The following is a 26,544-nucleotide window of genomic DNA, read 5'->3' on the forward strand; positions in this document are numbered from 1 at the left end:
CCGGGGAGTCACGGCGTCCGCGGGTCACATCCAGACGAAGGGCGAGCCCGCCGCGTAGGAGAGCGCCCTGGTGGCCTCGTCCAGGTTCTGCTCGCTGCCCGGCCCCGTACCGGTGGGCGCCGTGACCGGCGTGGTCGGCGCCCCGGTGCCGCCCGTGGCGGAGCCCGCGGGACGGCCGTCGCCCGGCCGCGAGCTGGTGACCGTCACGTAGTGGCCGACCGCCTCGATCCGCGGCTCGCCGCCCGCCTTGGCCCCCGCGGCCTGGGCGGGGGCGGTGGAGGCGTCGGCGAGGATGAAGGCGACCGCGCCGGGCTTGGCCCGCAGGGCGTCGGCGGCCTTGGCGGCGGAGGCCTGGTCGGGGAAGCGCAGCAGGGTGACGCTGCTGAGCACCGGGCGGTCCTGGCCGGTGAAGCTGACGGTCAGGTAGGCCTGGCAGCCGCTGTCCTTCAGCGGGTCCTGGGCGCGGTCCTGGAGCACCTCGACGCAGTTCTCGCCCTGCCGGACGCCGTTGCGCCGCGCCTTGTAGGCGCCGACCTCGACCGGCCGCTGGGCGGGGAAGAGGTTGTCGACGTTGAGGGCCCCGGGGTCGGTGGGCGGCGGCGGGGCGCCCACCACCCGCGGCGTCTTCTCGGAGTCCTTGGTGGACGGGCCGAGCCCGGGTATGTAGTCGCCGGGCATCGGGCGGGTGATGATCCATCCGCCGGCGGTGACCACACCGACCACGGCGACCCAGCCGACCGCCCGACGTGCCGTCAACCGCCGTCCCCGTCTGCGGCCCGTCCCACCGTCGGTGCCGGCGCCCCCGCCGACCCGCTGCCCTGCCCGGCCGTCCCGGCCCTCTCCCGGAGTCGGGGTGCGCTCCCCCTGCGTGGTCATGGCGCAGATTCTAAGCACCCCTCGGGTGGCGTGGATCACTGGGTCGGGGGTTGTGGATCACCGATGGACCACGGGCGTCCCGGCATCCACGGACGCCACCTTCCTACTCATCGGTAACCGGATGCCGGGGTTCCCGTCAAGCGCGTGACCAGCGGCGGAGCCGTGACCTTCGACACTGTGGCAATCGGCACATCCTCGCGCCGATCTTCTGGCGGATTTGCTCTGGCGCCGCCCGATCGCCACCAGGCAGGATCGCCCCATGGATCTGCTCGATACCCTGACCGCCAAGGGCCTGCGCGGCGAAGTCCCGACCCGCGAGGAGGCCCTCGCCGTCCTCGCCACCACCGACGACGAGCTGCTCGACGTGGTCGCGGCGGCCGGCAAGGTGCGCCGCCGCTGGTTCGGCCGCCGGGTCAAGCTCAACTACCTGGTGAACCTCAAGAGCGGGCTCTGCCCGGAGGACTGCTCCTACTGCTCGCAGCGGCTCGGGTCCAAGGCCGAGATCCTCAAGTACACCTGGCTCAAGCCGGACCAGGCCGCCGACGCCGCCCGCGCCGGGGTGGCCGGCGGTGCCAAGCGGGTCTGCCTGGTCGCCAGCGGCCGCGGCCCGACGGACCGTGACATCGACCGGGTCACCGACACCATGGCCGCCATCAGGGACGCCGACCCCGAGGTCGAGATCTGCGTCTGCCTCGGCCTGCTCTCCGACAACCAGGCGGAGCGGCTCAAGGCGGCCGGCGCCGACGCCTACAACCACAACCTCAACACCTCCGAGGGCACCTACGGGACCATCACCAGCACCCACACCTACGCGGACCGGGTGGACACCGTGCAGAAGGCCCACGGAGCGGGCCTGTCCGCCTGCTCCGGCCTGATCGCCGGCATGGGCGAGAGCGACGAGGACCTGGTCGACGTGGTGTTCGCGCTGCGCGAGCTGGGCTCGGACTCCGTCCCGGTCAACTTCCTGATCCCGTTCGAGGGCACCCCGCTCGCCAAGGAGTGGAACCTCACCCCGCAGCGCTGCCTGCGCATCCTGGCGATGGTCCGCTTCGTCAACCCGGACACCGAGGTGCGGATCGCGGGCGGGCGCGAGGTGCACCTGCGCTCGATGCAGCCGCTCGGCCTGCACATCGCCAACTCCATCTTCCTCGGGGACTACCTGACCAGCGAGGGCCAGGCCGGCCAGACCGACCTCGACATGATCAAGGACGCCGGCTTCGACGTCGAGGGCGCCGGCGAGGCCACCCTGCCGCGCCACCGCGCGGACGTCGCCGAGGCGGCGCAGACGGCGGGCGGCTGTGGCAGCGGGGCCTCGGCCTGCGGCAGCGCGGCATCGGTGTCGGCATCGGCCTGCGGCAGCGGCGGCGGCTGCGGGCCGTGCGGCGGCCACGCGCACGCCGCGCCGGAGGCCGCCGTCCCGGAGAGCGCCGACGACGAGCTCCGCGGCGACCTCGTCAAGGTCCGCCGCCGCGGCGCCGGCACCCGACTCGCCCCCAACGCCTGACCGTTCCACCGTTCTGGAGAGTCACCCACCATGTCCCAGCCGTCCGCGGCCGCCCTGCTCGCCCTCGACCGCGCCCACGTGTGGCACCCGTACGGGCCGATGCCCGGCACCGTCACCCCGTACGTGGTCGAGTCCGCCTCGGGGGTGCGGCTGCGCCTGGCCGAGCCCGTCGCCGGCGGGCAGCGCGAGCTGGTCGACGGGATGTCGTCCTGGTGGGCGGCGATCCACGGCTACCGGCACCCGGTGCTGGACGAGGCCGTGCGCGACCAGCTGGGGCGGATGAGCCACGTGATGTTCGGCGGGCTCACCCACGAGCCCGCCGTCCGGCTGGCCGCGACGCTGGTGGAGATCACCCCGGGGCCGCTGCAACACGTCTTCCTCGCCGACTCGGGCTCGGTGGCCGTCGAGGTCGCGATGAAGATGTGCCTCCAGTACTGGCAGTCCGTCGGGCGGCCGGCCAAGCGCCGGCTGCTCACCTGGCGCGGCGGCTACCACGGGGACACCTTCCACCCGATGTCGGTGTGCGACCCGGACGGCGGGATGCACCACCTGTGGGGCGGGGTGCTGCCCGGGCAGCTCTTCGCCCCGGAGCCGCCGGCCGGGTTCGACGCGCCGCTCGATCCCGAATACGCCGCGCGGTTCGAGGAGTTGATGGCCCGGCACGCCGACGAGCTGGCCGCCGTCATCGTCGAGCCGGTGGTCCAGGGCGCGGGCGGGATGCGCTTCCACTCGCCCGCCTACCTGCGGATGCTGCGCGAACTGTGCGACCGGTACGGGGTGTTGCTCGTCTTCGACGAGATCGCCACCGGATTCGGGCGCAGCGGCGCACTGTTCGCCGCCGACCACGCGGGCGTCTCGCCGGACGTGATGTGCCTGGGCAAGGCGCTGACCGGCGGCTACCTGACGCTGGCCGCCACGCTGTGCACGAGCGAGGTCGCGGACGGGATCAGCCGCGGCGAGGTGCCGGTGCTCGCGCACGGGCCGACGTTCATGGGCAACCCGCTGGCCTGCGCGGCGGCCAACGCCTCGCTGGAGCTGCTGCTCGGGCAGGACTGGTCGACGGAGGTCAAGCGCGTCGGGACCGGGCTGGCCGAGGGCCTCGCGGCGGCCGCGGACCTCCCCGGCGTGCACGACGTACGGGTCCGGGGGGCCATCGGCGTCGTGCAGTTGGACCACCCGGTGAACGTCCCCGCGGCGACCGAGGCGGCCGCCCGCGCGGGCGTCTGGCTGCGGCCGTTCCGGGACCTGATCTACACCATGCCGCCCTATGTGACGGAGGACGAGGACGTGGCACGGATCGCCGCCGCCGTGACCGCCGCGGCGGTGGCCGGATGAGCGCGCGCATCCTGTTCGTGACGGGGACGAACACGGACGTCGGCAAGACGGTCGCCACCGCCGCCGTCGCCGCGGTGGCGCTGCGGGCCGGCCGGAAGGTCGCCGCGCTCAAGCCGGGGCAGACCGGCGTCTCCCCGGGCGAGCCCGGCGACGCGGCCGAAGTCCGGCGACTGGCAGGCGATCTGACGTTCCGTGAACTGGTGCGCTACCCGGAGCCGCTGGCGCCCGACACGGCCGCCCGGCGGGCCGGCATGGCGTACCTCTCCCCCGCCGAGGTGGTCGGGGCCGTCGCCGAGCTGGCTTCCACGCACGACCTGGTACTCGTGGAGGGCGCGGGCGGGCTGCTGGTCCGCTACGACGACGAGGGCCGCACGCTCGCCGACCAGGTGCGCGCCGTACTGGACGCCGGGCTGCCGGCCGAGGTGCTGCTGATCGCCTCCGCCGGGCTCGGCACTCTCAACATCGTCTCCCTCACGGCGGAGGCCCTGGCGGCCCGTGAACTGCCGCTCACGGGCGTCGTGGTCGGCTCCTGGCCCGATTCGCCGGGCCTCGCCGAGCGCTGCAACCTCGCGGACCTGCCCCGCTCCGCCGGCGCCCCGCTGCTCGGCGCGCTGCCCGAACGGGCCGGCGGCGCCGAGGACTTCGCGGACCTCGCCGCCACCGCGCTGGCCCCCGCGCTCGGCGGCACCTGGAACGCCGAGCACTTCGCGCAGGCCCACCGGGCCGTTTCGGCCCCGCTTCGCTCGAAGGGGTGATCCCGGCTTCCGGCCCTGTCGGAAGCCGGGACGGCTCAATACCGTTCCTTCCATGACAGACGGGCTCACCGCAGACGAGGCCCTGCGGGCCTTGGCCGCCCTGGAGGCGGCGTGGAAGGACGACGACGAGGCGCTCTCCGCCCTGGCGGCGGGCAGCCCCGGTGAACGGCCGCTGCCGGCACTGGTCGCCGCGTACGGCGAACACGCGATGGACACCCTGATGGCGCTGGCCTTCGGGCTGCGCAGCACCATGAGCGACGAGGAGCTCGCCGAGATCTCCGACGCGGTCAGCTCCAACATCGGCGCCCGGATGAGCGCCCTGCTCACCCAGACCCTGAAGGCCTGGGGCACCCTCGCCCCCTCGGAGGACCTCTCGGTGACGAAGATCATCGCCCACACGGTGATCGACGCGATGCGGGCCGTCACCGAGGATCCCAGCAAGACCGAGGTGCTGCCGCTGCTGGCCACCTTCCGCAGCTACGCCCTCAACGGCACCTGAGCAGAAGGAGTTTCGGTGCGGGCTTCGAGTCACCTCGAAGCCCGCACCGCCGTGTCCGCGCTCTCTCAGGCGCTTGAACTCCTGCCCTGCGAGCATGAACGCACGTCCACCGGCCCTGCCCCTCCGGCACCGGTCAGCCCTCGCCGGCCTGCTTCGCGGCCGGGCGGGGACGCAGCAGGGCCGCGGCCATGAGTGCGGTGCCCGCCAGGCCGATCGCCGCGATCACCGCCACCGCGGTGAAGCCCCGGTCGTAGGCCTGCCGTGCCGACCGCAGCACCGCGTCGGCGGTCAGGGACGGCAGGTGCGTCACGACGTCCTCCGCCGCGGCGAACGACTCCCCGGCCCTGGCCTGCTGCTCCGCGGAGAGGCCCGGCACGTCGGGCAGGCCGGTGCGGTACACGGCGGTCAGGACGGCCCCGAGGACGGCGACGCCGAGCCCGGCGCCGAGTTCGAAGGACGTCTCCTGGATCGCGGCCGCCTCCCCGGACCGCTCGGGTTGCGCGGCGCCCATGATGGAGTCGGCGCCCAGGGTCATGACGATGCCGGCGCCGTACCCGGCGGCGAGCAGCGGGACGAGGAGTACGCCGTAGTGCCCCGCGTCGCCGACGGCCGCGATGGCGGCGCACGCGAGGGCGAAGAGGGAGAGTGCTCCGGTGAGGGCCCAGCGGTTGCCCCACCGGTTCGCCGCCCAGGGGGCCGTGACCGCGCCGAGGGCGTTGGCGCCGGCCAGCGGCATCAGCGCGAGCCCGGCGCGCACCGGCGAGTACCCGCCCACCTGCTGGAGCCACTGGGTGAGGAAGAACAGCAGGGCGACATAGCTGCCGAAGCAGCCGATGACACACAGCGTGGCCGTGCTGAAGCGGCGTTCACGGAAGAGGGTGAAGTCCAGCAACGGCTCCCGGATGCGCCGTTGGCGTCGTACGAAGGCGTAGAGCAGGACGCCGCCGGCGAGGGCCAGGAGGACGATGACGGCGCTCACCCCCGCGTGCTCGCCGGCCTGCTTGAGCGCGTAGACCACGGCGGCCAGGCCGGTGACGGACAGCGCGACGCTGGTGACGTCCCAGCGGCGGGGTTCGGGGTTGCGTGACTCGGGGATGACGCGGACGCCGACGGCCAGGATGACGACGATGACGGGGACGTTGATGAGGAACACCGCTCCCCAGCCCCACTTCTCGGTGACCAGGCCACCGGCCAGTGGACCGATCGTGGCCCCGACGCTGTGCGCGGAGGTCCAGATGCCGAGCGCCATGGCGCGTTCGCGGTCGTCCGTGAAGACGACCCGGATGATCGCCACCGTGGACGCCATGATCATCGCCGCGCCGACGCCCAGTGCGGCCCGCGCGGCGATGAGTTGTGCGGTCGAGGTCGCGAACGCGGCCGCCGCGGAGGCGAGACCGAAGGCGAGGAAGCCGCTGAGCACCATCCGGCGCCGGCCGATGCGGTCGCCGAGGGTGCCGCAGGTCACCAGGAGGGCGGCCAGGGTCAGCGAGTAGACGTCGACGATCCACAGCAGCTGGGCCGGGCTCGGTTCGAGGTCCCGGCTCAGGCTCGGCACCGCGACGTGCAGGACGGTGAGGTCGATGCCGCACAGGAAGAGGCTCCCCGACACCACGGCCAGCACCAGCCACCGCTGCCGCGCGGGAAGGGCCGGTCCGCCCGGCTGCCCCGAGTCCGTCGAATGCCCCGCACGCTCTTTCCCGGCGGCTCGTCCGGCCGCGACGGGGGCCTTGCTCTCTGTCATAGTCTCAGCTTCCGGAAGTACCGACGCGGGCCGCAAGTACGGTCTTTTGTGTCCCCTGGTGCCACGCTGTATACCAATGGAGGTCAGGTGCGTTCCAACGTCGAAGAATCCTCGGACGACTGCGCGGTCGAGTTCGCCATGGAGCTCCTCGGCGGCCGGTGGAAGCTGGCCATTCTCAAGCAACTGGTCTCGGGAACCCACCGGTTCGGCGAACTGCGGCGCGCCCTGCCGGGTGTCACCCAGCGCATGCTGACCCGCCAGCTCCGGGAGCTGGAGGCGGACGGGCTGGTGGAACGGACGGTGTACCGGGAGGTGCCCCCTCGGGTCGAGTACGCGCTCACCGACGCCGGCCACACGCTGGACTCCATCACGGAGCAGCTGGACACGTGGGGCCGCTGGTACCGCGACACGGTGCGCGGTGCGGTGCCGTCCGGTCCCGGCGGGTCCGCCTGACCGTGGCGCGGTGGGCGGACGCCGGGACCGGACGGCTCTCACCGGGTGCGGCGGGGCTGCTCAGAACTCCGCGAGGTTCTGCCGCAGGGTGTGGCCGGGGGTGTACGTGCTCCGGGTCAGCCCGCGGCGCTGGAGCGCGGGCACGAGTCCGTCGGTGACATCGGCGACCCAGTGGCGGTTCAGCCGCAGTACCGGCGTCGTCAGCATGAAGCCGTCCCCTCCGACCTCCTCCATGACCTCCCCCATCCGCTGCGCCACCTGGTCGGGTGTGCCGATGAGTTCCACCGAGGAGACCAGCCCGCCGGCGGCGTCCAGCACCAGTTCCCGCAGCGTCTTGCCGCTGCCCCACTGCTGGAGCTGGTCCAGTGAACCCTGCTCGCCATTGGTCTTCAGCCGGTACGGCAGGGGCTCGTCGAGGTCGAACCGGGCGAAGTCGATCTCCGTGAGCGCGGAGGTCTCGGCGAGGATGTCGTGGATGAACTGGGGCGACGAGATCATCCGCTCGTACTTGGCCCGTGCGTCCTGCTCCGTCTCGCCGAGCGTGGGCGTCACGCAGAACAGGACCTTGACCTCGTCGGGGTCACGGCCGGCCGCTTCGGCGTGTTTGCGCACGTCGTCCCTGAACTCCTTCATCCCCTCCACCCCGTTGGCGATGGCGATGACCGAGTCGGCGTTGCGCGCGGCGAAGACCCGGCCCCGGGGCGAGGCCCCGGCCTGCACGAACGCGGGCCGGTGCTGCGGGGAGGGCACGGTGTTCAACGGACCCCGCACGCTGAAGTGTTCGCCCTTGAAGTGGATCGGCCGGACCTTGGTGTGGTCGGCGTAGATCCCCTTCTCCCGGTCGAGTACGACGGCGTCCTCGTCCCAGGAGGCGAAGAGCTGCCGGACGACGTCGACGTACTCGTCGGCCATGGCGTAGCGGACGTCCCGTGACGGCAGCTTCTCCAGTCCGAAGTTCCGCGCGGCCAGGTCCTCGGCGCTGGTGACGATGTTCCAGCCGAAGCGCCCGCCGAGCATGCTGTCCATCGTCGAGGAGAGGCGCGCGGTCATGAACGGCGGGTACGCCAGGGTCGACAGGGTCGCGACGATTCCCAGGTGGGACGTGGCGAGGCCCATCGCGACGGCCAGCGGGACCGGGTCGTGCTTCGGGACGACCATGCCCTGCCGCAGTGCCCGCTCGGCGGAACCGCCGTAGCTCTCCGGGACCATCAGCTTGTCCTCGATGATCACGTAGTCGAAGCAGGCCCGTTCGAGCGCCTGGGCCACCTCCGTGTGGAACTTTCCGTCCCAGGGTGAGCCTCCGGTGCCGAAGGGGCCCTGCCAGTCGTCCGGGGTGAAGTTGAAGATACAGGCGAGGTGGAACTTCCGGGTCACGGCTGCTTCCCTTCGGGATGTGCGGCGGGTCGGCGCTGCGGGTCCGGACGGCGGCGGTCCGGGCGGGTCCGGGCGAGGAGCAGCCCGTCGCCGTCGCGCACCATGGCCGTCGCCTCGTCCACGACGTGGCGCAGCAGCTTCTCCCCGAGGCCCGCGTCGGCGCCGGAGGTCGAGGACAGGACTCCGCGGTTGGTGGTCCGTCCGACGTCGACGGGGTGCAGGTAGACACCCGCTCGAGGCGGATCGTCGTGGTCGGGGCGCTCGTCGGTGACGAGGTCGGGTCGCAGGTGGAGCATGAGGCTCGTCTCGGTGACGCCCGCGTGCTCGGCGTGCCAGCCGGGGAACCGGGGGACTTCCGCGTCGGTCCAGGTGTCCCTGACCAGGCTCCACCAGCTGAACGCGAAGACCTCCGTGCTGTCCAACAGGCCCTGCTCGCGCACCTGGTCCAGCGCCTCGAAGAGGAACGGTTCGTTCTCGTAGTGCCCGTTGACCACGATCAGCCGGGCCATGGGCAGCGCCGACAGCGCGGTGAGCGTCTCGCGCAGGAAGCGGACGAGGGTGTCGCCGGCCACGTAGACCGTGCCGGGAAAGTGGAGCCCGCCGCCGCTCTGGGGCAGGGACCGCGCGCCGACGGCCTGCGCGGGCAGGGTGAACGCGTCGAGTTCCTTCGCGATCCCGGTGGCGAACGCCTCCGCGAGGATCAGGTCGACGGACAGCGGCAGGTGCGGCCCGTGCTGCTCGATCGCCCCGATGGGCCACACGACGGTGCGTCCGCGCACGGTGTCGGCGACCTGGGCGCTGGTCAGGTCGGTGAGCAGCCGGGGGCCGGAGGGTCGGGCGGTCATATCGCCACCTCCTGAGGTGCGCCCTGAGGTGCGCCCTGAGGTGCCTCCCGGGTCGCTTCCGGCAGGAGCGGGGCGGCGGCGGAGGAGCCGATGAGGTCCCGGGTCTCCGCCACGATGCGTTCGAGCGTCTCGTACATGTCGGTGTGCAGCGCCGAGTAGACCTGGACCACGTTCGCTCCGACGCTGAGGTAGTCGGCCACGTCGCGGCCGCTGCTCACTCCTCCGCAGCCCATGACGGGCAACTCGACGCCTCTCCTGCGCAGTTGCCAGAGGGCGGCGAGGACGAGCGGTTTGAGGCCGGGGCCGGAGTACCCGAAGACGCCGTTCAGTTCGAGCCCCCCGGTCGCGGGGGACACGGCCGCGCCGCCGATGGTGTCGCTGAGGGTGACGGCATCGGCTCCGCCCTCGATGGCGGCGTGCACCCGGCCCTGGAGCCCCTCGCCGACGGCCAGCTTGACGGAGATCGGCAGCGCCGTCCTGCCCCGGGTCTCGGAGGTGTAGGCGTAGACCCGGTCGGGGTTGTCGTCCTCCAGCCCCTCCTCCTCGTTGAGGCAGGAGATGCCGAGTTCCAGGGCCCGGCAGCCGGTCGCCTCGACGTCCTTGGCCAGGGCGGCGAGTTCGGCCGGGGTGTCGGCGTGCAGGGAGGCGATGACGGGCAGCCGGTCCTCGGCGAACGAACGCAGCACGCCCAGCCAGTGGTTGACCGGCCGCTTGGAGTAGGTGGTGCTGTTCAGCAGCCCGACGGGCAGCCGGATGATCCGCTCGTCGAGGCCTTGCGGCGGGTTGGGGTGGATGGTCTTGGTGACGACGGCTCCGGCGCCCCGCTCGACGAGTCGGCGGATGTTGCGCTCCTGGTCCGTCAGCAGTCCGGATCCGACGATCACGGGGTTGGCCAGCGGCAGGCCTAGGATCGACGCGTCGGGCACTCGATGTCTCCGTCCGTCGGTGGGGCAGGTGGGGGTGTGCCGGCGGGTGCCGGTCAGGCGACGAGGCTCGCGCCGATGGCCTCGCGCTGGCGCTCCGTGGCGGCGAGCACGGCGTCGATGAGCAGCGCCGGCTTCTCGGTGAACTCGTCGAAGTCGATGGTCTGGACGAAGCCGACCCGGTGCAGGCCCTTCAGGAGGTGGCTCGCGGAGTCGACGAAGGGCTGCTTGGTGATCAGGACGATGGGACGCCCCAGGGCCGTGGCCCAGCCGAGTTCGACGTGGGTGCCGTCCGTGCGTCGCAGGGTGCCGTCCTCCAGTACCGGCAGGACGGGCACGAAGACGTCGCACTTCTTCATCCAGCGCAAGTCGCGCACGGAGACCTGCTCCGGGGTGAACGACGCGGTCTCGGCCCCGAACTTCTCCACGAGGTGCGCCGAGAAGACGTTCGCTCCGTTGTCCCGGACGGCGTCGATCGCCGTGGTGATCGCGTCCTGCAGGTGGCCGACGAAACCGTTCTCCAGGATGGCGTGCTGGATCGGTCCGCCGACGAAGACGTCGAGCCCCGTGAGCAGGCCGGACTGTCGCGCGGGCGTCGCTTCGGCGCGCGTGCCGGGCTTCGTTTCCATGACGGTGTCTCTCCTCGTTCGTTCGGGGTGGGTGTGCCCTGCATCGGGCACGGTGGTGTGCGGTGGGGCGGGCCGCGCGGGCGGGCCAGGCGTACCGGCGTCGCGGGCGTCGGCGATCGGTGCGTACCGGCCGCGGTGGTACAGCAGGCGCTGTGGTGACTCGGCCGGCGCCTCGGGTCGGATGCGACAAGCTCTCCAGGCGCCACTCCGGCGATGGATCTGCGAGTCTGCCTCAGCTGATTGATCCCGACAACATCCATCGCTTTTCTGACAAAGATCCTGCCATCATTGCGGCGTGATGAACGATTCAGACGTCAGTGACGACCTTGACCAGCGCATCGTGGCAGCGCTCCAGATCAACCCCCGCGCCGGAGTCGCAGAGTTGGGGCGCATCCTCGGCGACCACGAGCGCACGGTGGCACGGCGCATCCAGCGGCTCCTGAGCACGGGGACCATCCGCTGCACGGCCGACTACGACCCCCTGTACAGCGGACGGGGACACTCCGTGCACCTTCGGCTGCGGACCGCGATGGGTTGTCTGGAAACCATCCCTCAACGATTGGCAAAGCTCCCCGGGGTGCTTAACGTCGCCGCTGTGAGCGGAGGGGCCGGCCTGTGGTGCCACCTGCTCGTGGAGGGACGGCCACGCCTGCCCTCCCTGCCGCTGGAGGAAGTACCCGGTCTCCCCGAAACCACGGTGCTCAGCTCACACATCACACTGCGCTCGTTCCGAACCGAGGCCGAGTGGCACGCCCCTGTCCTGGCCGAGGAGGAGGAGAAGCGCTTGCGGGCAAGCCTGGTCCAGCCCTTGCCCGGACCCGCACCCCGGCACGACCTCACGCCCACCGACCGCCGCGTCGCCGATGCCCTGACGAGGAACGCCCGCATCAGCCTCACCGATCTCGGCAGGGACCTCGGCTTCTCCACCGCCACGGCGGGGCGGCGGGTGGCCTCCCTGCTGGAGCGCCGGGTGCTGCGGCTGCGCACCGTCGCCGACCCGGCCTTCCTGGGCCGCCCCGTGGAGGCACGGGTACGGCTGAAGGTCCATCCGGCGGGCATCGAAGTCGTCGGTACCGCCCTGTCCCGATGTCCCGAGGTGTCCTTCTGCGCAGCGGTGACGGGGTGTCACAGCATCCTGGCCGACGTGTGCGTCGAGGACGAGACCAGCCTGTACCGCTTCGTCGTCGACACGATCGGAGCGCTACCGCACATCCTCGACTGCGACACGGAGATCCTCACCCGCGTCTCCGGACCCGGATCCGCTGTGCCCGACGCGCCCTGAGGAGCCGTGCCTCCCCCTCCCCCTGCCAGCCGCGACCACGGGAGCCCTCTCTTGGCCATGCCGCCGAAATCCACGACGACCAAGCACCTCTTCGTCACCGGGGGTGTCGCCTCCTCGCTCGGCAAGGGGCTCACCGCCTCCAGCCTGGGCATGCTGCTGAAGGCCCGCGGCCTGCGCGTGACGATGCAGAAGCTCGACCCGTACCTCAACGTGGACCCGGGCACCATGAACCCGTTCCAGCACGGCGAGGTGTTCGTCACCGACGACGGCGCCGAGACCGACCTCGACATCGGCCACTACGAGCGCTTCCTCGACCGTGACCTGGACGGCACCGCCAACGTCACCACCGGCCAGGTCTACTCGACCGTGATCGCCAAGGAGCGCCGCGGCGAGTACCTGGGCGAAACCGTCCAGGTCATCCCGCACATCACCAACGAGATCAAGCACCGCGTCCGGTGCGTGGCGACGGACGCGGTGGACGTCGTCATCACCGAGGTCGGCGGCACCGTCGGCGACATCGAGTCGCTGCCGTTCCTGGAGACCGTCCGCCAGGTCCGCCACGAGGTCGGCCGGAACAACGTCTTCGTCGTGCACATCTCCCTGCTGCCCTACATCGGCCCCTCGGGCGAGCTGAAGACCAAGCCCACCCAGCACTCCGTCGCCGCCCTGCGCAACATCGGCATCCAGCCCGACGCGATCGTGCTGCGCGCCGACCGCGAGGTCCCGCAGGCGATCAAGCACAAGATCTCGATGATGTGCGACGTGGACGAGGCCGCCGTGGTCGCCTGCCCCGACGCCCGCTCGATCTACGACATCCCCAAGATGCTGCACGCCGAGGGCCTGGACGCCTACGTGGTGCGCCGCCTGGACCTGCCGTTCCGCGACGTCGACTGGACCACCTGGGACGACCTGCTGGACCGCGTCCACAACCCCGATCACGAGATCCTCCTCGCGCTGGTCGGCAAGTACGTCGACCTGCCCGACGCCTACCTGTCGGTCACCGAGGCGCTGCGCGCCGGCGGATTCGCCAACAGGGCCGGCGTGAGGATCAAGTGGGTCGCCTCCGACGACTGCGAGACCCCGGCCGGCGCCGAGGCCCGGCTCGGCGACGTCGACGGCATCTGCATCCCCGGCGGCTTCGGCGACCGCGGCGTCAACGGCAAGGTCGGCGCCATCACCTACGCCCGCGAGAACAAGATCCCGCTGCTCGGCCTCTGCCTCGGCCTCCAGTGCGTCGTCATCGAGGCCGCGCGCAGCCTGGCCGGCCTGCCGGACGCCAACTCCACCGAGTTCGACCCGGCCACCGCCCACCCGGTCGTCTCCACCATGGCCGAGCAGCTGGCCGTCCTCGACGGCAAGGGCGACCTGGGCGGCACCATGCGCCTGGGCCTGTACCCGGCCAAGCTCGCCGAGGACTCCATCGTGCGCGAGGTCTACGGCGGCCAGGAGTACGTCGAGGAGCGCCACCGCCACCGCTACGAGGTCAACAACGCCTACCGCGCGGACCTGGAGAAGACCGGCCTGGTGTTCTCCGGCCTCTCACCCAAGGGCGACCTGGTCGAGTACGTCGAGTACCCGCGCGAGGTGCACCCCTACCTGGTCGCCACCCAGGCCCACCCGGAACTGCGCTCCCGCCCCACCCGCCCGCACCCGCTCTTCACCGGGCTGGTGAAGGCGGCCGTCGAACGCCTCACCGGCCGCCACCGACTCGAAGCGCAGTCGACGTGCCCGCCTCGAAGCGGGGAGGAGCCCGGTCTCCGCCACCTCTGACGGCCCGCACCGGGCCGAACGCCGTTGACCGGGACAGCAGTTCGTCCGCCGCCCCGGCCGTCGGAGACTGCGGCGCACCCGGCACCACGGCAGCCGACCGAACAGGCTCCGGCGGGACGTCGTACACCGCTTGCCGGCCTCCGGGTCGTCAGCGGCCGTCAGCGACCAGGAAGCGCCCGGAGTTCCAGTGCAGCCGGGCCGGGCCGCCGGTCGGCCAGTCGTGGTTGAGGCGGCGGCGGTCGCGGCCGAGCGCGCCGAGGCCGCGCGGTCGCAGGGTGCCGGCGGTCAGGCCGGTGGCCTCGTCGGCGGTCACCGGCATGATCGTCACGTACTGGGCGTCGTCCCCGCCCATCCAGTCGACGACCTCGGTGAAGATCCAGACGAACCGCTGCGAACAGTCCCGGCAGCGCCGCAGGTTGACCGCGAAGCGCGAACCGTCCACCACCGCCGTCTCGTGCTCGAACCCCACCTGCTGCCGCCGCCACACCGCCTGCTCGTCCTCGCCGTAGCACTTCGCGCAGCCGAACTCCGCCATCGGCCTACCCATCGGTCGACTCCCTGTCCCGCGACGTCCCGGTCGCGGCCCATGATGCCCGCAGAGCCCCGGAGGCGGCTGGGCTGTCACTCTGACCGGTGAACAATTCACAGTGAGTTCCCGCACCGTTGGCGCCCGGAGGTGGATCCCGCGCACGCCGGTTGACGGCCGCGCCGCCGTCGCCGCCCGGGCCTTCCGGCGCCCGGGCCCGCGGCGCTCAGCCGGGCCGCAGCGTCGCGGTGGCGATCTCCAGGAAGTCGCGCAGCACCCTCTCCCGCCGGTCCGCGCGGGCGACCAGGCAGGTCACGATCCCGGGGGCGTCCGTGACGGGCCGGTGGGAGGTCGGGGCGGGTGCCATCCGCTCAGCCGAACTCCAGCAGGACGGCCGGGAGCGCGGCCTCCCGCACCTGGGCGCGTGGCAGGGTGAGCCCGAAGTGGCGGCCGATCACCTCCAGGCTCGTCCGGTGGAGGTCGTCGCCCGCACGGTCGTGGTCGGGCACTCCGGCGGCGGCCGGCTCGGCTGCCAGGGCCGCGGCGGTGGCCGGCTCGCCATCCACGCCGTCGGAGCCCCAGCTGCGGTCCCCGCCGTAGGCGATCGACTGGGATTCCGCGAGCCAAGTGAGTGCGTCCGTCATGATGATCATCCTGCCGCACTCGCCGCCCGTTCGGTATTGCGAACGATCCGGCGGTGCGCCGAACCACCCGGGCCGCTCAGTGCCAGAGCCCCCACGCGGCCGGCCGGGCCGTCTCGGCGAGGTGGCGGTGCTGCTCGGCCCGGTACTGGAGCACCAGCACCGAGCGCACCGGCTCGCCGGCCACGGCGGTGTAGCTGTGCGGCAGCGAGGCGTCGAAGCCGATGTAGTCGCCCGGGCCGAGCTCGACCTCCTGGCGCCCCGCCCGCACCCGCAGCCGGCCGGCCTGGACGACGGTGTGCTCGGTCCCGCTGTGGCCGCCGGAGATCTGGGTGCCGTCGGTGCGCACCACCTGGTCGTACAGCTCGAACACCGCGTCCCCGGACTCGATCCGGCGCAGCGGGCGCAGGTCCACGCCCCGTCCGCTGAGCACCTCGGCCTCGGCCGCGCGCACCACCGTGACCTCGCCGGCCGGCCTGGCCTCGACCAGGTCGGAGATCGGCACGCCGAGCACCCGGGAGAGCCCGAGCACGGTCTCCAGGGTGGGATTGCCCGCCCCCGACTCCAGCTGGGAGAGCGTCGCCTTGCCGACCCCGGCCCGCCGGGACAGCTCGGACAGCGACAGTCCGCGCTGGGCCCGCACCCGCTTCAGGTTGGCGGCCAGGACGCCCCGGACGGATTCCTCGGCATCGTTCACGCTCGAACCTCTTCTCTCCCGGCATTGTTCGATATACCGTACGGGACGCACACCGACGGACGGGGCAGCGTAGCGAAGCACCGCGCTTCCCCCACCCTCACCAGGAGACCGCAGTGACCGAGCCCGCCGAGACCATCAAGTACCGGAAGAACGGCCTGACCCGCGGCGTCACGGACGAACTCGCCGCGAGCATGACGCAGGGCTGGGCCGACACCGAGCGCACCGCCCTGGAGCCGATCCCGCAGGCCGCGCACACCGCCCGCCGCCGCGCGGAGCTGTCCGCCGCCTTCCCTGGCGAGCTGCTGGTGGTCCCGGCGGGCAACCCCAAGGTGCGGGCCAACGACACCGACTACCCGTTCCGCCCCTCCTCCGACTACGCCTACCTGACCGGCGACCAGTCCGAGGACGCCGTCCTGGTGCTCACCCCGGCCGGGGACAGCGGCCACGAGGCCGTGCTCTACCTGCGCGACCGCTCGCGCACCGACAACGGCGAGTTCTGGCTGGACAACCACGGCGAGCTGTGGGACGGCCGCCGCAACAGCCTGACCGAGAGCGAGCGGCTGTTCGGCCTGCCCTGCCGGGACGTCCGCACCGTCCGCGCCGACCTGCGCGCCGCTACCGGCCCGGCCCGCGTGCTGCGCCGCCACGACGCGGGAGTGGAGGCGGCCCTCGCCGACCGGGCGGTCGCCGAGCGGGACGCGGAGTTCGAGGTCTTCCTGTCCGGACTGCGCCTGGTCAAGGACGAGTTCGAGATCGAGGAGCTGCGCTTCGCCTGCGCCGCCACCGCCCGCGGCTTCGAGGACGTGGTGCGCGTGCTGGGCACCGACTCCGCGACCTCCGAGCGGCTGATCGAGGGCACTTTCTTCGTCCGCGCCCGGATCGAGGGCAACAGCGTGGGCTACAGCACCATCGCCGCGGCCGGCCCGCACGCCACCACCCTGCACTGGGTGCGCAACAACGGCCACGCCAGGCCCGGCGACCTGCTGCTGCTCGACGCGGGCGTGGAGACCGACCACCTCTACACCGCCGACGTCACCCGCACCCTGCCGGTCAGCGGCCGCTTCACCGACCTCCAGCGCAAGGTCTACGACGCCGTGTACGCGGCCCAGGAGGCCGGCATCGCCGCGGTGAAGCCCGGCGGGCGGTTCCGCGACTTCCACCACGCCGCCCAGCGCGAGCTGGCCGAACACCTCACCGCCTGGGGCCTGTTCGGCGACCTGAGCGCGGACAAGGTGTACGAGCTGGGCCTGCACCGGCGCTTCACCCTGGCCGGCACCGGCCACATGCTGGGCATCGACGTCCACGACTGCGCCCACTCCCGCACCGAGGAGCACGTCGACGGCCCGCTGGAGCCCGGCATGGTGCTCACCGTCGAGCCCGGCATCTACTTCCAGGAGAACGACCTGACGGTGCCGGAGGAGTACCGGGGCATCGGGGCGCGGATCGAGGACGACATCCTCGTCACCGAGGACGGCAACGAGAACCTCTCCGCCGGCCTCCCCCGCCGCTCCGACGAGGTCGAGGCCTGGCTGGCCCGGCTGCGCGGCTGAACACCGCTCTCTCCCACGGTGGTTGCTCCCGTCCTGACGGGGACGGGAGCAACCGCCGCGGCGGCCGTCAGGCGGGCAGCGGCTTGAGCCAGCGGCTCCACCGCGGCTCCGGGTGGCAGCCGGCCGCCTGCCAGGTGCGGTGGCCGAGCGCGTTGTCGTCCAGCACCATGGCGTCGGCGCGCCGCGCGATCCGATCGGTCATGCGGGCCTGTCTGGGGCGTGTCTGACAATTGGCGTCGGATCAGGGCGCGGCGTTGGGGTGCGTGCATCGCAAGGCGGAGGTGGGGGCACCTCCCGGCCGAAGGCTGGGGGCGGAGCCACTGCGGTGGGGGCACCTCCCGGCCGCCAGGCTGGGGGCCATTGGCGACCGACGACAACGCGGCGAGGTGCGTGCCCTGGGGGTACCTCCCGGCCGAAGGCTGGGGGCGCGTCGCGCACCCGGCGGGAATTGTCAGACACGCCCCAGCAGCCGCCCCCGCCACACCGCCGGGAATTCCACGGCCCGGGCGGGCCTCCCCCGATGTGACGTACCGTCAGCCGAGCCGCCACACCGTGGTGGTCTTGACCGCGGTGTCCTCCAGGTCCGCGACCACCGGCACCTGGTAGGCCGCGACCGCGGTGAACCTGTCCCGGGGCAGGTAGGCCCGGCCGGGGTCGCCGACGATGACGGTCGCGCCGCGAGCGACGGCCCGCTCCAGGAAGGGCAGGAAGCGGGCGGCCATGGCCCGTTCGTAGAAGACGTCCCCCGCGAGCACCACCTCGGCCGGACCGCCGTCGCCGTCCACCAGGTCCACCAGGGCGCCCTCCACCCGCACCCCGTTCGCCTCGGCGTTCACGCCGATCGCGGCCACCGCGTAGGCGTCGATCTCGGCGGCGCGCACCTCGGTCGCCCCGCGCAGCGCGGCGGCCACCCCGACCAGTCCGGAGCCGGCCGCGACGTCCAGCACCCGGCGGCCGGCCACCAGTTCGGGATGGTCCAGCACGTAGCGGGCGACCGCCACCCCGCCCGCCCAGGCGAAGGCCCAGAACGGCGGCGGCAGCCCGGCCCGCCCGCGCTCCCGCTCGGTGGTCTCCCACAGGGCGATGGCGTCCTCGGCCATGTACAGGCTGATCTCGGGCACGAAGGGGACGGGCTTCAGCTCGGTCTCCCGCCGGACGAAGGCGAGGTCCTCGACGGGCTGAAGAGTACGCAGCTCACTCGGCATGCCCCGCAGCATAGGGCCCGCGCGGGGGTGTCCACGCCCGCCCGGCCGCCCGCTCCGTCGCCCGCCCCGCCTCCCGGCATGGCTCCCGGCATGACGGCGCGTCGGGTTCAACGCCGCTCGTCCACCACGCGCTTGATCTTCCCGACCGAGCGCTCCAGCGTGTACGGGTCCACCACCTCGGCCGCGACGGTGATCCCGACCCCGTCCTTCACCGCGCCGACGATCGCCGCCCGCGCCGCCTCCCGCAGCTCGGTGGAGGCGTCCGGCCTGGCCTCGACCCGGACGGTCATGTGGTCGAGCCGCCCCTGCCGGCCGAGCCGCAGCTGGAAGTGCGGCGCGACACCGGGGGTGCGCAGCAGGATCTCCTCGATCTGGGTCGGGAAGACGTTCACCCCGCGCAGGATGATCATGTCGTCGCTGCGGCCGGTGACCTTCTCCATCCGCCGGAAGGCCGGCCGAGCGGTGCCGGGCAGCAGCCGGCTGAGGTCGCGGGTGCGGTAGCGGACGACCGGCAGCGCCTCCTTGGTGAGCGAGGTGAAGACCAGTTCGCCGCCCTCGCCGTCGGGGAGCACCTCGTCGGTGAACGGGTCGACGACCTCCGGGTAGAAGTGGTCCTCCCAGATGTGCAGCCCGTCCTTGGTCTCCACGCACTCCTGGGCGATGCCGGGGCCGACCACCTCGGAGAGGCCGTAGATGTCGACGGCGTGCAGGTCGAGCCGCTCCTCGATCTCGCGCCGCATCTCCTCCGTCCAGGGCTCGGCCCCGAAGATGCCCACCCGGAGCGAGGTGCCGCGCGGGTCCACGCCCTGCTTCTCGAACTCGTCCAGCAGGGTCAGCAGGTAGGACGGGGTGACCATGATGATCTCGGGCTCGAAGTCCAGGATCAGCCGGACCTGGCGGGCCGTCATGCCGCCGGAGGCCGGGATGACGGTGCAGCCTGCCCGCTCGGCGCCGTAGTGGGCGCCCAGGCCGCCGGTGAACAGCCCGTAGCCGTAGGCGATGTGCACCTTGTGGCCGGGCCGGCCGCCGGCCGCGCGGATCGAGCGGGCGACCACGTCGGCCCACATCGAGAGGTCGTCGTCGGTGTAGCCGACCACGGTCGGCAGTCCGGTGGTGCCGCTGGAGGCGTGGATCCTGCGGACCCGCTCCATCGGGACGGCGAACATGCCGAAGGGGTAGCCCTCGCGCAGGTCGGCCTTGGTCGTGAAGGGGAAGCGGGCGAGGTCGGCGAGGCTGCGGCAGTCCTCCGGGCCGACTCCGGCGGCGTCGAACTTGCGGCGGTACAGCTCGACGTTGTCGTACGCGTGCCGCAGGGTGGCCCGCAGCCGGGTGAGCTGGTGGGCGCGCAGTTCGTCCGGGCCCATCCGCTCACCGGCGTCCAGGAGCTCGGGCGGGATCGGCTCCCCGAGGCGCCTGCGCGGGACGGGTGCGGTGCCGGTCATCGTCGCTCCTTCGCTGCTCTGCCCGATCGGAGCCACCTACCGATCGTTCGGTCAGGCTCGTCGGGCTCCATTGATCCAGTACCCGAACCAGCTGTCAAGGGATCGCACCAGCCTTCCGGAATGTGAACTTCCGGCCACTTCACGGTGCCCTCACCCCGACAGCTTGGCTGTCCGATATGAAAATCATTACCGAAGTTTGACTTGCTCACGCCCCTTCCCACCTCGAACGCGTGGTTCAGTGGTGCGGTTTCTGCCCGAGCCCGGTTACCGCCCGAGCCCGGCCGCTGCCCGAGCCCCCGGAGTGATCACCGTGCCCACGACCCCTGCCCTGGTCAGCGCGCTGCGCGAGCTCGGCGAACGGCCCGCCGTCGTCGCCGACGGGCGCGCGATCAGCGGCATCGGCCTGCTGCTCGGCGTCTCCCCGCCGGGCGGCCTGCCCCGGGCCCTCGCCCAGCGCGTCGCCGAGCACGCCACGCTGCCGCCCTCCGCCACCCGGGCCGCCGAGCAGCGGCTGCGCTACTGGGCCGGCGTCCTCGGCACGCCCCCGATCCGCCACACCGTGCTGCACCCGGTCACCGACCTCGCCGTCGACCTCGCCCTCGCCACCCTGCTGGCCGGCGGCACCGTCCACTGCGGGGACCCCGACCAGCACCCCGACCAGCAGCTCGCCGCCGTCGCCGCCAGCCGCAGCACCCACCTCAGCCTGCCCTCCGCACTGCTCTGGCGGCTCGGCCGGCAGCCCGGCCTCGCCGCCCACGACCTCGCCGCGCTACGCCTGGTCCTGCACATCGGCCCCGAACCCCGCCAGGAGGACGTGTACGCCGCCGTCGACGCGCTCGGCGCCGTCCTCGCCCACGTCCGCGCCCCCGACAGCAACGCCGAGGCCGCCGACCGCCGGCTGCGCGCCGACGCCGAGAGCGCCTCCGCCGCCGCCTGGAAGCACGGCATCGGCGTCACCGCCGAGCAGGTCCACGCGTTCGGCGCCCACCTCGACCGGGCCGTACTCACCACCCTGCTGCACACCCTCCAGCAGGCCGGCGTGCTCACCGACCCCGGGCGCGGCCACCCCGGGGCCGAACTCCTGGCCACCGCCATGGTCACCCCCGCCCAGCGCCCCCGGGTCAGCCACTGGCTGGACGCGCTCGCCCGGCGCGGCCTGATCACCCGCCAGGACGGCGGGGCCCAGGGCCCGGTCTTCCGCGGCGGGCCCGGGCCCGGCACCGCCGAGGTCCGGCAGGCCTGGCGCCCGGCCGTCGAGGCCTGGGACGACGGGCTCGGCCCGGCCGCCGCCCTGGACCGGGTCCGGCGCGGCGCGCTGCGGCTGCCCGGGCTGATCACCGGCCAGGAGGCGCCCCGGGCGGCCGCCACCCCGGTCCGCTGGGCCGCCGCCCGCGGCTTCCTCGGCGCCGCCCTCGGCGCGATGGTGCGCGGCACCGCCGAGGCCCACGCCGGGCCCGTCCCGCTGCGTGTCCTCGAACTCGGCGCCGAGGACTCCGAGACCGCCGTCGCCCGTGCCCTCTCCGCCGGGCCGCCCCGTCAGCACACCGAGCACCACCGCGCCCCCGACGGCGGCCGCTACGACCTCGTGGTCGCCACCGCGGCCGCGACCGGGCGGCCGGAGGAGGTGGTGCCCGCGCTGGTCCGCCGGCTCGCCCCCGGCGGCCGGCTGCTGCTGCTCGCGCCCACCGCCGAACAGCTCGACCTGCTGATCACCGGCGACGTCGGCGGCGGCATCGCCCACCCGGCCGCGCAGTGGCGGGCGGCGCTCACGGCCGCCGGCTGCCCGACGGTGCTCACCCTGCCGGAGGACGGACACCCGATGGGCCTGCTGGGGCAACGGCTGTTCGCGGCCCGGGTGAACTGAGCGCCCGGGTGCGCTGAGGCCCGGGTCGACTGAGCGCCCGGGGCGGGCCGACTGCGGGCGCGGGGGCGGGGCGGGCTGGCTACGATCAAGGGCATGACCGCTTCCGCACGTCCGGCTCCGCCCTCCCACGGCTCGCTCGGATCCATCGGCTCCATCGGCTCCATCGGCTCGGTGCTGTCGATCGGTTCGGTCGGCTCGGTGCTCTCCATCGGTTCGGCCGGATCCGTCCTCTCGATCGGTTCGGCCGGATCCGTGCTGTCCATCGGTTCGGCCGGGTCCGTCCTCTCCATCGGCAGTCTGCTGTCCATCGGCTCCGTCGGCGCGGCCTGTTTCGCCTTCGGCGCCCTGACGGCCGGCTCCCGGCGCGGCCTCGGCTCACTGCCGGCGGAGCGCTCCCGCCGGTCGGTGCGGTCCCCGCGGCCCGGGCGCGGGCCGACCGTGGCCAGGCGGTGAAGCCCGGGTCACGCACCGCCACCCGATCCGTACCATTTCGATACCGAAGCCGGGATGAGCTGCGAAGATCCTCGCCGCCCGGGCCCGTCCCCGGGTAGGCTCCCGCATGTCCTCCGGCCCTCGCGCAGGCGGCCCCCTGCCGCCCTGCCGCGTTCTCCGGGGGCGCTCCCCCGCGGGCCATTCGGTGGGCACCGCGCACTCGACACCGCGCGCCAGGGCAGTCGCGCGAACGGCGAAGGGCATCGCATTGGCGGATCGGCTCACCGGAGGAGACTCCTCGCTGCTGCGGCGGATCAACGCGGCGGTCACGCTTCGGGCGCTGCGGAACGGCCACTCCGTGACCCTCACCCAGCTCGTCGGCGAGACCGGGCTCTCCCGCCCGACGGTCGAGGGCGTGATCGAGGGCCTGGTCGAGACCGGGCTGGTCGCCGAGGTCGAGCAGCCGAGGGAGGACGGCCAGCCGGGCACCGGCCGCCGGGGCCGCCCGGCCCGCTGGTTCCGCTTCCGCGCCGAGGCCGGACACATCCTCGGCATCGAGATCGGCGTCCATGACATCCGGGTCATCCTGGCCGACCTCACCGGCGAGGTGGTGGGCAGTCACTTCAAGCCGGTGGACGAGACCCTGGAGGCCGAGGACCGGCTCGCCGCCGTCCGCACCGCCGTCGCCGAGGTGCTGCGCAAGGCCGGCATCTCCCGCGACAACCTGTGGTCGGTCGGCATCGGCACCCCCGGCATCGTGGACCGCGAGGGCACCATCCAGCTGGGCACCGCGATGGCCGGCTGGACCGGACTCGACCTCGGCGCCAAGCTGCGGCGCTCCTTCCGCTGCCCGGTCCTGATCGAGAACGACGCCAACCTGGCCGCCATCGCCGAGCACTGGCAGGGCTCGGCGGTCGGCGCCGACGACGTCGTCTTCGTGATGGCCGGCCTCAGCCCGGGCGCCGGGTCCCTGATCGGCGGCAGGCTGCACCGCGGTTTCGGCGGCGCGGCCGGCGAGATCGGCGCCCTGCACCTGCTCGGCCAGGAGGTCACCCCCGAGCGCCTGCTGTCCACCACCGGAAAGCCGCTCAACCCGCTGGACGAGGCCGCCGTGGCCCGCGTCCTGCGGCTGGCCAGGGAGGGCGACGAGATCGCCAAGGTCGCCATGGACCGCTTCCTCACCCGCCTCGTCCAGGGCGTCGCCGCGCTCGTCCTGGCCATCGACCCGCAGCTGGTGGTCATCGGCGGCTGGGCGGCCGGCCTCGACGGCGTCCTGGGCCCGCTGCGCGAACGCCTGGCCCAGTTCACCCTGCGCGCCCCGGAGGTCGCCCTCGCGGCCCTCGGTTCCGAGGTGGTGGCGATGGGCGCCCTGCGCGTCGCCCTCGACCACGTCGAGGAGCAGCTCTTCGCCGTCGACCCGCCCCGGGCGTAGCCGCGCGACCCGCGGGGCGCTTCGCCGCCCCGCGGACTCATCCCCACGGGCGACGCTCCGCCACATCGAGCGCCCGGCCGGAGGCCCGCCGCCGCCGCGTCCTCCCGCGGCCCGCCCTCGGGAACGGCGACCACGCCGTCCGGTCGACGGCAAAGGCCCGGACGCCGATCGGCGCCCGGGCCTCGACCTGAGGGTTTCCGGAAAATGGTTCAGGGGGCGGTGCCTCGGACTGTGACGCCTCGGACCGCCGTACTTCGCGAAGCCGTACTTCAGGAAGTCGGCTTCAGGAGGCCGTACTTCAGGAGGCCGTGCGGACCGCGGCCGCCGCACCGACCGGGGTGACCTCGACCAGGCCGGTCTCACCGAAGGTCAGCTTGCAGGTGTCCGCCCGGTAGGTGGCGATCGCCAGCGCCGCGAGCCGGCCGGCCGAGGCGTACTGGGTGATCAGGACCAGGACCGGCGAGCCCGGCGGGCGCTCCAGCAGCGCGGCCTGCTCGGCCTCGGCGACACCCAGCTCGACCGAACGGGACTCACCGTCCACCTCCAGGCGCTCCAGCTGGCGCAGCACCGAACGGGCGCGGTCGCTCTCGGCCCGGAAGCCCGGCAGGTGCGGCAGCGCGGCGGCCGGGACGTGCAGCGACTCGGTCGCCACCGCACGGCCCTCGACCATGCGGACCCGGCGCACGGTGTGCACGGTGGCGCCCTCCGCGATGCCGAGGCCCTGCGCCAGCTGCGCGGAGGCGGGAGCGGTGGTGCAGTCCACCACCCGCCAGGCCTGGCTGCGCGCGGCGCCGGGCCAGCCCTCCTCCTGCCGGTTGACCGGGACGCCGACCCGCGGGGCGGCGACCAGGGTGCCGATCCCCCGACGGCGCACCAGACGGCCCTCCAGCTCCAGCTGGTCGAGCGCCTGCCGCAGCGTCGCCCGCGCCACGCCGAAGCGGGCGGAGAGCTCGCGCTCGTTGGGCAGCACCTGACCGGTGGAGAACTCCGAGTCGATGGCCCGCAGCAGCACCGTGCGCAGGTGCCAGTACTTCGGCTCCGGCACCGCAGAAAGCTGTCCCGTCGTACCCACCGTGTCCTCCACCCTGATGTTGTCCGCCCTGCGACAAGGAGGCCGGATCCCGGGCCCACTGCTCGCTGTTGCGGCAGGTGGGAGAGCGGTCCTTTATCCGTCCTTCTTTATTAAAGGTCCTTGCAGTAAGTGACCCTAGGGGCTCCATCCGGAGATGGTCAAGACCAATGCCGAGGCTTGGTGTGACCGTCGCCCATATTCATGCCACGTTCACGACATCTCCTGTCAGTCACTGTCACCATTGCGGCGGGAGACGGCCGCCCGCCGCGCGTCACGGTTCGGGCCGGGGGTGACCAGTCGGTAGGCTGCCCGGGTGATCGTGGTGACGAGTGTGAACGTGAACGGAATCCGGGCGGCGGCCAAGAAGGGCTTCGTCGAGTGGCTGGCCGGCACCGAGGCGGACGTGGTCTGCCTCCAGGAGGTGCGCTCCGAACCCGGGCAACTGCCCGTCGAACTGCGCGACCTGGACGGCTGGCACGCGATCTGGGCCCCCGCCGCCGCCAAGGGCCGGGCCGGCGTCGCCGTCCTCTCCCGCGAGGAGCCGCAGCGCACGGCGATCGGATTCGGGTCGGATGAATTCGACAATTCGGGCAGGTATGCCGAAATCGACCTGCCCGGCCTGACCGTCGCCAGCCTCTACCTCCCCTCCGGCGAGGTCGGCACCGAGCGCCAGGACGAAAAGGAACGCTTCATGGCGGAATTCCTCGTCCACCTCACCGCCCTGCGCGCCCGCGCCGCCGCCGACGGCCGTGAGGTCGTCGTCTGCGGCGACTGGAACATCGCCCACCGGCCCGAGGACCTCAAGAACTGGAAGGCCAACCAGAAGTCCGCCGGTTTCCTCCCCGAAGAGCGCGCCTGGCTCTCCCGCGTCCTCGACGAGGCCGGCTACGTCGACGTCGTCCGCGCCCTCCACCCCGACCGCACCGGCCCCTACTCCTGGTGGTCCTACCGCGGCCGCGCCTTCGACAACGACTCCGGCTGGAGGATCGACTACCTGATGGCCAGTCAGAAGCTCGCGGACACCGCCGTCAAGGCCTACGTCGAGCGCGCGGCCTCCCACGCCGAGCGCTGGAGCGACCACGCCCCCGTCACCGTCGAGTTCGACTTCGGGGACAACTGACCTACGGGTAGCCGGAGTTGGTCAGGTCCCGGGAACGGCCGCCCCGCCACCGCGGTGGCGGGCACGGCCGCCCCCGATCAACGGTGCGCCCCAGACGAGGTCGGCCCGCGCCGGCCGACGAGGCCTGCGATCTCGCCCGGGCCGGTTCGACAAGTCGATGCGTCGCACCGTCTCCCACCCGACCGCCGACTGACGAGAAGGCCATGCGGCACCACCAGGGGATCAGGCAGAGTGACTCTCCCACATCCCCCACTGGCGTGCTCTCGGCAACGAGAGTGCGCCAGTGGGGGACGGCGTCTGCTTCACATCACCACATCGAACACGGTCGAGCCGCTTGTCGACGCCGGCGGTCTCAGCCGAACCGATGCCCGGCAGCGATCACCGGGACACCAGGTCACCGGGTCACCAGGTCACCTGGCCGCCGGAGGCCACCCCGTCACCGGATCACCCCCACGGCACCTCCACCGATCGGTGGTACTGCCACCCGAGCCCGGACCACCGCGGCGCGTGCGTGGCAAGCCGTACCCGGTACTCCTCCCATGCGCGGGCGCGGGCGGCGTGGCGGGCGCGGTGCGGC

The 26,544-nt window shown here is 73.0% G+C and carries 26 protein-coding genes; 12 read left to right on the top strand and 14 right to left on the bottom strand.

What is annotated here, in order from left to right:
• Positions 1–24: 24 nt before the first annotated feature.
• Positions 25–876, bottom strand: coding sequence for a hypothetical protein (locus tag ACZ7C5_RS28560; RefSeq protein WP_401090124.1), 852 nt, complete (start codon positions 874–876; stop codon positions 25–27).
• Between the two features lie 259 nt (positions 877–1,135).
• Here ACZ7C5_RS28560 and bioB point away from each other — a divergent pair, with 259 nt between their 5' ends.
• From bioB to ACZ7C5_RS28580, 4 genes are read left to right on the top strand one after another with little or no spacing between them, the layout of a single operon-like run.
• Positions 1,136–2,380, top strand: coding sequence for a biotin synthase BioB (gene bioB, locus ACZ7C5_RS28565; RefSeq protein ID WP_470323725.1), 1,245 nt, complete (start codon positions 1,136–1,138; stop codon positions 2,378–2,380).
• A gap of 30 nt (positions 2,381–2,410) precedes the next feature.
• Complete coding sequence (locus tag ACZ7C5_RS28570) at positions 2,411–3,715, top strand: adenosylmethionine--8-amino-7-oxononanoate transaminase (protein ID WP_401090120.1); 1,305 nt, start codon at positions 2,411–2,413, stop codon at positions 3,713–3,715.
• Entirely contained in the window at positions 3,712–4,470 is a 759-nt protein-coding gene (gene bioD, locus ACZ7C5_RS28575; RefSeq protein ID WP_470323726.1) for a dethiobiotin synthase, read from the top strand. The genes ACZ7C5_RS28570 and bioD overlap by 4 nt, the downstream gene beginning before the upstream one ends.
• Before the next feature lie 52 nt (positions 4,471–4,522).
• A complete protein-coding gene (locus tag ACZ7C5_RS28580; RefSeq protein WP_401090116.1) occupies positions 4,523–4,969 on the top strand; it encodes a hypothetical protein in 447 nt (148 codons plus the stop codon).
• A gap of 133 nt (positions 4,970–5,102) precedes the next feature.
• Here the strand turns inward: ACZ7C5_RS28580 and ACZ7C5_RS28585 are convergent, their stop codons facing one another.
• Complete coding sequence (locus ACZ7C5_RS28585) at positions 5,103–6,710, bottom strand: MFS transporter (protein ID WP_401090114.1); 1,608 nt, start codon at positions 6,708–6,710, stop codon at positions 5,103–5,105.
• Between the two features lie 87 nt (positions 6,711–6,797).
• On the opposite strand from ACZ7C5_RS28585, the gene ACZ7C5_RS28590 reads away from it, so the two are divergent.
• Positions 6,798–7,163, top strand: coding sequence for a winged helix-turn-helix transcriptional regulator (locus ACZ7C5_RS28590; protein WP_401090112.1), 366 nt, complete (start codon positions 6,798–6,800; stop codon positions 7,161–7,163).
• 60 nt (positions 7,164–7,223) lie between these two features.
• Here the strand turns inward: ACZ7C5_RS28590 and ACZ7C5_RS28595 are convergent, their stop codons facing one another.
• The 4 genes from ACZ7C5_RS28595 to ACZ7C5_RS28610 are packed head-to-tail and all read right to left on the bottom strand — an operon-like array spanning position 7,224 to position 10,934.
• Positions 7,224–8,537, bottom strand: a complete 1,314-nt coding sequence (locus ACZ7C5_RS28595) for an NtaA/DmoA family FMN-dependent monooxygenase (RefSeq protein ID WP_401090110.1) — start codon at positions 8,535–8,537, stop codon at positions 7,224–7,226.
• The gene (locus ACZ7C5_RS28600) at positions 8,534–9,382 is read right to left on the bottom strand and encodes a creatininase family protein (RefSeq protein ID WP_401090108.1); all 849 of its coding nucleotides are present in this window, start codon (positions 9,380–9,382) and stop codon (positions 8,534–8,536) included. The genes ACZ7C5_RS28595 and ACZ7C5_RS28600 overlap by 4 nt, the downstream gene beginning before the upstream one ends.
• Positions 9,379–10,308: a beta/alpha barrel domain-containing protein gene (locus tag ACZ7C5_RS28605; RefSeq protein WP_470323727.1), complete on the bottom strand. Its 930-nt coding sequence runs from the start codon at positions 10,306–10,308 to the stop codon at positions 9,379–9,381. The genes ACZ7C5_RS28600 and ACZ7C5_RS28605 overlap by 4 nt, the downstream gene beginning before the upstream one ends.
• Before the next feature lie 53 nt (positions 10,309–10,361).
• Positions 10,362–10,934, bottom strand: a complete 573-nt coding sequence (locus ACZ7C5_RS28610; RefSeq protein WP_401090104.1) for a nucleoside 2-deoxyribosyltransferase — start codon at positions 10,932–10,934, stop codon at positions 10,362–10,364.
• Positions 10,935–11,232: 298 nt separating this feature from the next.
• Here ACZ7C5_RS28610 and ACZ7C5_RS28615 point away from each other — a divergent pair, with 298 nt between their 5' ends.
• The gene (locus ACZ7C5_RS28615) at positions 11,233–12,216 is read left to right on the top strand and encodes an Lrp/AsnC family transcriptional regulator (RefSeq protein WP_470323746.1); all 984 of its coding nucleotides are present in this window, start codon (positions 11,233–11,235) and stop codon (positions 12,214–12,216) included.
• A gap of 57 nt (positions 12,217–12,273) precedes the next feature.
• Positions 12,274–13,986 carry a CTP synthase gene (locus tag ACZ7C5_RS28620; RefSeq protein ID WP_470323728.1) on the top strand — a complete coding sequence of 571 codons (1,713 nt, stop codon included), beginning with the start codon at positions 12,274–12,276 and terminating at the stop codon, positions 13,984–13,986.
• Positions 13,987–14,134: 148 nt separating this feature from the next.
• Here ACZ7C5_RS28620 and ACZ7C5_RS28625 read toward each other — a convergent pair whose 3' ends face one another.
• From ACZ7C5_RS28625 to ACZ7C5_RS28640, 4 genes are all read right to left on the bottom strand, one after another.
• Complete coding sequence (locus ACZ7C5_RS28625; RefSeq protein WP_401090098.1) at positions 14,135–14,533, bottom strand: hypothetical protein; 399 nt, start codon at positions 14,531–14,533, stop codon at positions 14,135–14,137.
• A 205-nt stretch (positions 14,534–14,738) separates the two neighbouring features.
• Complete coding sequence (locus ACZ7C5_RS28630) at positions 14,739–14,879, bottom strand: hypothetical protein (protein ID WP_470323729.1); 141 nt, start codon at positions 14,877–14,879, stop codon at positions 14,739–14,741.
• 4 nt (positions 14,880–14,883) lie between these two features.
• Positions 14,884–15,156, bottom strand: coding sequence for a hypothetical protein (locus tag ACZ7C5_RS28635; protein WP_470323730.1), 273 nt, complete (start codon positions 15,154–15,156; stop codon positions 14,884–14,886).
• Between the two features lie 76 nt (positions 15,157–15,232).
• Entirely contained in the window at positions 15,233–15,850 is a 618-nt protein-coding gene (locus ACZ7C5_RS28640) for a helix-turn-helix domain-containing protein (RefSeq protein WP_401090092.1), read from the bottom strand.
• Between the two features lie 113 nt (positions 15,851–15,963).
• On the opposite strand from ACZ7C5_RS28640, the gene ACZ7C5_RS28645 reads away from it, so the two are divergent.
• Entirely contained in the window at positions 15,964–17,400 is a 1,437-nt protein-coding gene (locus ACZ7C5_RS28645) for an aminopeptidase P family protein (RefSeq protein ID WP_470323731.1), read from the top strand.
• A 67-nt stretch (positions 17,401–17,467) separates the two neighbouring features.
• Here ACZ7C5_RS28645 and ACZ7C5_RS28650 read toward each other — a convergent pair whose 3' ends face one another.
• From ACZ7C5_RS28650 to paaK, 3 genes are all read right to left on the bottom strand, one after another.
• Complete coding sequence (locus ACZ7C5_RS28650; protein ID WP_401090088.1) at positions 17,468–17,602, bottom strand: hypothetical protein; 135 nt, start codon at positions 17,600–17,602, stop codon at positions 17,468–17,470.
• 331 nt (positions 17,603–17,933) lie between these two features.
• A complete protein-coding gene (locus ACZ7C5_RS28655; RefSeq protein ID WP_401090086.1) occupies positions 17,934–18,605 on the bottom strand; it encodes a class I SAM-dependent methyltransferase in 672 nt (223 codons plus the stop codon).
• A 107-nt stretch (positions 18,606–18,712) separates the two neighbouring features.
• Positions 18,713–20,047 (bottom strand): phenylacetate--CoA ligase PaaK, encoded by a 1,335-nt coding sequence (paaK, locus tag ACZ7C5_RS28660; RefSeq protein ID WP_401090084.1) that lies wholly within the window; start codon positions 20,045–20,047, stop codon positions 18,713–18,715.
• Between the two features lie 310 nt (positions 20,048–20,357).
• Here paaK and ACZ7C5_RS28665 point away from each other — a divergent pair, with 310 nt between their 5' ends.
• From ACZ7C5_RS28665 to ACZ7C5_RS28675, 3 genes are all read left to right on the top strand, one after another.
• A complete protein-coding gene (locus ACZ7C5_RS28665) occupies positions 20,358–21,911 on the top strand; it encodes a hypothetical protein (protein ID WP_470323732.1) in 1,554 nt (517 codons plus the stop codon).
• A 93-nt stretch (positions 21,912–22,004) separates the two neighbouring features.
• Positions 22,005–22,364 carry a hypothetical protein gene (locus ACZ7C5_RS28670; protein ID WP_401090082.1) on the top strand — a complete coding sequence of 120 codons (360 nt, stop codon included), beginning with the start codon at positions 22,005–22,007 and terminating at the stop codon, positions 22,362–22,364.
• A gap of 247 nt (positions 22,365–22,611) precedes the next feature.
• Positions 22,612–23,775, top strand: coding sequence for an ROK family protein (locus ACZ7C5_RS28675; RefSeq protein ID WP_223244575.1), 1,164 nt, complete (start codon positions 22,612–22,614; stop codon positions 23,773–23,775).
• A 298-nt stretch (positions 23,776–24,073) separates the two neighbouring features.
• Here the strand turns inward: ACZ7C5_RS28675 and ACZ7C5_RS28680 are convergent, their stop codons facing one another.
• The gene (locus tag ACZ7C5_RS28680; RefSeq protein WP_470323747.1) at positions 24,074–24,847 is read right to left on the bottom strand and encodes a GntR family transcriptional regulator; all 774 of its coding nucleotides are present in this window, start codon (positions 24,845–24,847) and stop codon (positions 24,074–24,076) included.
• A gap of 313 nt (positions 24,848–25,160) precedes the next feature.
• Between ACZ7C5_RS28680 and ACZ7C5_RS28685 the strand changes: the two genes are divergently transcribed.
• A complete protein-coding gene (locus ACZ7C5_RS28685; protein ID WP_401090078.1) occupies positions 25,161–25,967 on the top strand; it encodes an exodeoxyribonuclease III in 807 nt (268 codons plus the stop codon).
• Positions 25,968–26,544 lie beyond the last annotated feature (577 nt).

This window comes from Kitasatospora sp. NPDC036993, from assembly GCF_055607525.1.

Coding starts and splice junctions, on each gene's coding strand:
- ACZ7C5_RS28560 (WP_401090124.1), bottom strand. CDS start 876: ATGACCACGCAGGGGGAGCGCACCCCGACTCCGGGAGAGGGCCGGGAC.
- ACZ7C5_RS28670 (WP_401090082.1), top strand. CDS start 22,005: ATGACCGCTTCCGCACGTCCGGCTCCGCCCTCCCACGGCTCGCTCGGA.
- ACZ7C5_RS28610 (WP_401090104.1), bottom strand. CDS start 10,934: ATGGAAACGAAGCCCGGCACGCGCGCCGAAGCGACGCCCGCGCGACAG.
- ACZ7C5_RS28570 (WP_401090120.1), top strand. CDS start 2,411: ATGTCCCAGCCGTCCGCGGCCGCCCTGCTCGCCCTCGACCGCGCCCAC.
- ACZ7C5_RS28620 (WP_470323728.1), top strand. CDS start 12,274: ATGCCGCCGAAATCCACGACGACCAAGCACCTCTTCGTCACCGGGGGT.
- ACZ7C5_RS28650 (WP_401090088.1), bottom strand. CDS start 17,602: ATGACCGATCGGATCGCGCGGCGCGCCGACGCCATGGTGCTGGACGAC.
- ACZ7C5_RS28635 (WP_470323730.1), bottom strand. CDS start 15,156: ATGACGGACGCACTCACTTGGCTCGCGGAATCCCAGTCGATCGCCTAC.
- ACZ7C5_RS28630 (WP_470323729.1), bottom strand. CDS start 14,879: ATGGCACCCGCCCCGACCTCCCACCGGCCCGTCACGGACGCCCCCGGG.
- ACZ7C5_RS28600 (WP_401090108.1), bottom strand. CDS start 9,382: ATGACCGCCCGACCCTCCGGCCCCCGGCTGCTCACCGACCTGACCAGC.
- paaK (WP_401090084.1), bottom strand. CDS start 20,047: ATGACCGGCACCGCACCCGTCCCGCGCAGGCGCCTCGGGGAGCCGATC.
- bioD (WP_470323726.1), top strand. CDS start 3,712: ATGAGCGCGCGCATCCTGTTCGTGACGGGGACGAACACGGACGTCGGC.
- ACZ7C5_RS28655 (WP_401090086.1), bottom strand. CDS start 18,605: ATGCCGAGTGAGCTGCGTACTCTTCAGCCCGTCGAGGACCTCGCCTTC.
- ACZ7C5_RS28625 (WP_401090098.1), bottom strand. CDS start 14,533: ATGGGTAGGCCGATGGCGGAGTTCGGCTGCGCGAAGTGCTACGGCGAG.
- ACZ7C5_RS28615 (WP_470323746.1), top strand. CDS start 11,233: ATGAACGATTCAGACGTCAGTGACGACCTTGACCAGCGCATCGTGGCA.
- ACZ7C5_RS28585 (WP_401090114.1), bottom strand. CDS start 6,710: ATGACAGAGAGCAAGGCCCCCGTCGCGGCCGGACGAGCCGCCGGGAAA.
- ACZ7C5_RS28580 (WP_401090116.1), top strand. CDS start 4,523: ATGACAGACGGGCTCACCGCAGACGAGGCCCTGCGGGCCTTGGCCGCC.
- bioB (WP_470323725.1), top strand. CDS start 1,136: ATGGATCTGCTCGATACCCTGACCGCCAAGGGCCTGCGCGGCGAAGTC.